This window comes from Nocardia sp. NPDC005366 (assembly GCF_040606855.1).
Taxonomy (GTDB): Bacteria; Actinomycetota; Actinomycetes; order Mycobacteriales; family Mycobacteriaceae; genus Nocardia.
This window is the reverse complement of the sequence record NZ_JBEXFQ010000082.1, coordinates 1-5,123: the sequence shown is the minus strand read 5'-3', so window position 1 is coordinate 5,123 and position 5,123 is coordinate 1. Positions and strand designations below refer to the sequence as shown.

The window sequence follows — 5,123 nt, the reverse complement described above, 5'->3', positions numbered from 1 at the left end:
TCCTTTTGGGGTGTGGTTGTGAGTCTTCAACGGAGAGTTTGATCCTGGCTCAGGACGAACGCTGGCGGCGTGCTTAACACATGCAAGTCGAGCGGTAAGGCCCTTCGGGGTACACGAGCGGCGAACGGGTGAGTAACACGTGGGTGATCTGCCTCGTACTTCGGGATAAGCCTGGGAAACTGGGTCTAATACCGGATATGACCACAGGATGCATGTTTTGTGGTGGAAAGATTTATCGGTGCGAGATGGGCCCGCGGCCTATCAGCTTGTTGGTGGGGTAATGGCCTACCAAGGCGACGACGGGTAGCCGACCTGAGAGGGTGACCGGCCACACTGGGACTGAGACACGGCCCAGACTCCTACGGGAGGCAGCAGTGGGGAATATTGCACAATGGGCGAAAGCCTGATGCAGCGACGCCGCGTGAGGGATGACGGCCTTCGGGTTGTAAACCTCTTTCGACAGGGACGAAGCGCAAGTGACGGTACCTGTAGAAGAAGCACCGGCCAACTACGTGCCAGCAGCCGCGGTAATACGTAGGGTGCGAGCGTTGTCCGGAATTACTGGGCGTAAAGAGCTTGTAGGCGGTTTGTCGCGTCTTCTGTGAAAACTCACAGCTCAACTGTGAGCTTGCAGGGGATACGGGCAGACTAGAGTACTTCAGGGGAGACTGGAATTCCTGGTGTAGCGGTGAAATGCGCAGATATCAGGAGGAACACCGGTGGCGAAGGCGGGTCTCTGGGAAGTAACTGACGCTGAGAAGCGAAAGCGTGGGTAGCGAACAGGATTAGATACCCTGGTAGTCCACGCCGTAAACGGTGGGTACTAGGTGTGGGTTTCCTTCCACGGGATCCGTGCCGTAGCTAACGCATTAAGTACCCCGCCTGGGGAGTACGGCCGCAAGGCTAAAACTCAAAGGAATTGACGGGGGCCCGCACAAGCGGCGGAGCATGTGGATTAATTCGATGCAACGCGAAGAACCTTACCTGGGTTTGACATACACCGGAAACCTGCAGAGATGTAGGCCCCCTTGTGGTCGGTGTACAGGTGGTGCATGGCTGTCGTCAGCTCGTGTCGTGAGATGTTGGGTTAAGTCCCGCAACGAGCGCAACCCTTGTCCTGTGTTGCCAGCGCGTAATGGCGGGGACTCGCAGGAGACTGCCGGGGTCAACTCGGAGGAAGGTGGGGACGACGTCAAGTCATCATGCCCCTTATGTCCAGGGCTTCACACATGCTACAATGGCCGGTACAGAGGGCTGCGATACCGTGAGGTGGAGCGAATCCCTTAAAGCCGGTCTCAGTTCGGATCGGGGTCTGCAACTCGACCCCGTGAAGTTGGAGTCGCTAGTAATCGCAGATCAGCAACGCTGCGGTGAATACGTTCCCGGGCCTTGTACACACCGCCCGTCACGTCATGAAAGTCGGTAACACCCGAAGCCGGTGGCCTAACCCCTTGTGGGAGGGAGCCGTCGAAGGTGGGATTGGCGATTGGGACGAAGTCGTAACAAGGTAGCCGTACCGGAAGGTGCGGCTGGATCACCTCCTTTCTAAGGAGCACATCTGCATCGCACCCCGAATAGTCGGGGATGGTAAACGCTGATGCCAGAGACCGTTTAGTCCCCGTATGTGGGGCTGCGGACGCTCATGGGTGGAACACTGACAGTCTTCATCGCTATATGGCTGGAGCTGAGTCTCTGGTCGTGGTGAATATATCGGCACACTGTTGGGTCCTGAGAGAACACATTCTCTCTAGGCGAAGATAACGACGAGGCTGGATCTTCAGTCATACCGCAGGGGTTTTTCTTCTGGCTGGTGCTGGGTTCGGGTTTGGCCTTGTGTGTTGTTTGAGAACTGCACAGTGGACGCGAGCATCTTTGTTAGTAAGTGTTTAAGAGCGTACGGTGGATGCCTTGGCACCAGGAGCCGATGAAGGACGTAGGAGGCTGCGATAAGCCTCGGGGAGCTGTCAACCGAGCTGAGATCCGAGGATTTCCGAATGGGGAAACCCAGCACGAGTGATGTCGTGTTACCCGCATCTGAATATATAGGGTGTGTGGAGGGAACGTGGGGAAGTGAAACATCTCAGTACCCACAGGAAGAGAAAACAATAGTGATTCCGTGAGTAGTGGCGAGCGAAAGCGGATGAGGCTAAACCATGCATGTGTGATACCCGGCAGGGGTTGCGTGTGTGGGGTAGTGGGGTCATTCTTCTCAGATCTGCCGGTCTGGGCAACAGTCAGAAACCGTTGGGTTAGTCGAAGTGGTCTGGAACGGCCTGTCGTAGAGGGTGAGAGTCCCGTAGACGAAAACCGAGCGGCTGTTGTGGATGATGCCCGAGTAGCAGCGGGCCCGTGAAATCTGCTGTGAATCTGCCGGGACCACCCGGTAAGCCTGAATACTCCCTGGTGACCGATAGCGGACTAGTACCGTGAGGGAAAGGTGAAAAGTACCCCGGGAGGGGAGTGAAATAGTACCTGAAACCGTGCGCTTACAATCCGTCAGGGCCTGCGAGTCGTTCAGTCGGCTGTGGGTGATGGCGTGCCTTTTGAAGAATGAGCCTGCGAGTTAGTGGCATGTGGCGAGGTTAACCCGTGTGGGGTAGCCGTAGCGAAAGCGAGTCCGAATAGGGCGGTTGAGTCGCATGTTCTAGACCCGAAGCGGAGTGATCTACCCATGGCCAGGGTGAAGCGACGGTAAGACGTCGTGGAGGCCCGAACCCACTTAGGTTGAAAACTGAGGGGATGAGTTGTGGGTAGGGGTGAAAGGCCAATCAAACTCCGTGATAGCTGGTTCTCCCCGAAATGCATTTAGGTGCAGCGTCACGTGTTTCACACCGGAGGTAGAGCTACTGGATGGTCTAGGGGGCCCACAAGCTTACCGAAATCAGCCAAACTCCGAATGCCGGTGTGTGAGAGCGTGGCAGTGAGACTGCGGGGGATAAGCTTCGTAGTCGAGAGGGAAACAGCCCAGATCGCCGGCTAAGGCCCCTAAGCGTGTACTAAGTGGAAAAGGATGTGGGGTCGCGAAGACAACCAGGAGGTTGGCTTAGAAGCAGCCACCCTTGAAAGAGTGCGTAATAGCTCACTGGTCAAGTGATCCTGCGCCGACAATGTAGCGGGGCTCAAGTACACCGCCGAAGCCGCGGCATTCGAACAATACACCCACTTCTTCCTGCGGGGGGTTGTGCAGTGGTTCGGATGGGTAGGGGAGCGTCCTGTGGCCATGGAAGCGGCGGAGTGATCCAGCCGTGGAGGCTACAGGAGTGAGAATGCAGGCATGAGTAGCGAAAGACGAGTGAGAAACTCGTCCGCCGAATGACCAAGGGTTCCTGGGCCAGGTTAATCCGCCCAGGGTGAGTCGGGACCTAAGGCGAGGCCGACAGGCGTAGTCGATGGACAACGGGTTGATATTCCCGTACCCGTGTATCCGCGCCAAATGGTGAATCAGTTGTGCTAAGTATCCAAAAGCGGATGGACCTCCTTCGGGAGGCCGGATGTGGCTGCATACGACCCTGGCTGTAGTAGTCAAGCGATGGGGTGACGCAGGAAGGTAGCTGGGCCAGTCAGTGGTTGTACTGGTGTAAGCCTGTAGGGCGAGGCATAGGCAAATCCGTGTCTCATATAGCCTGAGAGGTGATGCGTAGCCGATTGAGGCGAATTCAGTGATCCTATGCTGCCGAGAAAAGCCTCTAGTGAGTTGGTACACGGCCCGTACCCCAAACCGACACAGGTGGTCAGGTAGAGAATACCGAGGCGATCGAGAGAACTGTGGTTAAGGAACTCGGCAAAATGCCCCCGTAACTTCGGGAGAAGGGGGACCAACGCTGGTGATGGAACTTGCTTCCGGAGCTGGTGGTGGTCGCAGAGACCAGTGAGAAGCGACTGTTTACTAAAAACACAGGTCCGTGCGAAGTCGTAAGACGATGTATACGGACTGACGCCTGCCCGGTGCCGGAAGGTTAAGAGGACCGGTTAGCGCTTCGGCGCGAAGCTGAGAATTTAAGCCCCGGTAAACGGCGGTGGTAACTATAACCATCCTAAGGTAGCGAAATTCCTTGTCGGGTAAGTTCCGACCTGCACGAATGGCGTAACGACTTCTCAGCTGTCTCAACCACAGACTCGGCGAAATTGCATTACGAGTAAAGATGCTCGTTACGCGCGGCAGGACGAAAAGACCCCGGGACCTTCACTATAGCTTGGTATTGGTGTTCGGTGCGGTTTGTGTAGGATAGGTGGGAGACTGTGAAGCGGGTACGCCAGTATTCGTGGAGTCATCGTTGAAATACCACTCTGATCGTATTGGACTTCTAACCTCGGACCATGATCTGGTTCAGGGACAGTGCCTGGTGGGTAGTTTAACTGGGGCGGTTGCCTCCTAAAATGTAACGGAGGCGCCCAAAGGTTCCCTCAGCCTGGTTGGCAATCAGGTGTCGAGTGCAAGTGCACAAGGGAGCTTGACTGTGAGAGCGACAGCTCGAGCAGGGACGAAAGTCGGGACTAGTGATCCGGCACCGGCAAGTGGAAGCGGTGTCGCTCAACGGATAAAAGGTACCCCGGGGATAACAGGCTGATCTTCCCCAAGAGTCCATATCGACGGGATGGTTTGGCACCTCGATGTCGGCTCGTCGCATCCTGGGGCTGGAGTAGGTCCCAAGGGTTGGGCTGTTCGCCCATTAAAGCGGCACGCGAGCTGGGTTTAGAACGTCGTGAGACAGTTCGGTCTCTATCCGCCGCGCGCGTCAGAAACTTGAGGAAGGCTGTCCCTAGTACGAGAGGACCGGGACGGACGAACCTCTGGTGTGCCAGTTGTCCTGCCAAGGGCACTGCTGGTTAGCTACGTTCGGAAGGGATAACCGCTGAAAGCATCTAAGCGGGAAGCCTGTTCCAAGATGAGGTTTCTCTCCACCTTCGAGTGGTTAAGGCCCCCTACAGACCATGGGGTTGATAGGCCAGAACTGGAAGCCCGGTAACGGGTGTAGGTGACTGGTACTAATAGGCCGAGGACTTACCAACAAAGAAGCTACGCGTCCACTGTGCGGTATCTGAAACAACACACAGACACTGCAGCAGGCATCCGGTATCCGGGTCTGCAACCCCTGGAAACACGGATTCCGTGTGAAAGAAAT

Annotated in this window: 2 rRNA genes; both read left to right on the top strand. The window is 56.2% G+C overall.

Features of this window, described 5'->3' with window-relative positions:
* The first annotated feature begins 26 nt into the window (after positions 1–26).
* Positions 27–1,545 (top strand): 16S ribosomal RNA (locus ABZS43_RS36395).
* 331 nt (positions 1,546–1,876) lie between these two features.
* A 23S ribosomal RNA gene (locus ABZS43_RS36390) occupies positions 1,877–5,010 on the top strand.
* Together the 16S and 23S rRNA genes form the textbook arrangement of a ribosomal RNA operon.
* Positions 5,011–5,123: the final 113 nt, after the last annotated feature.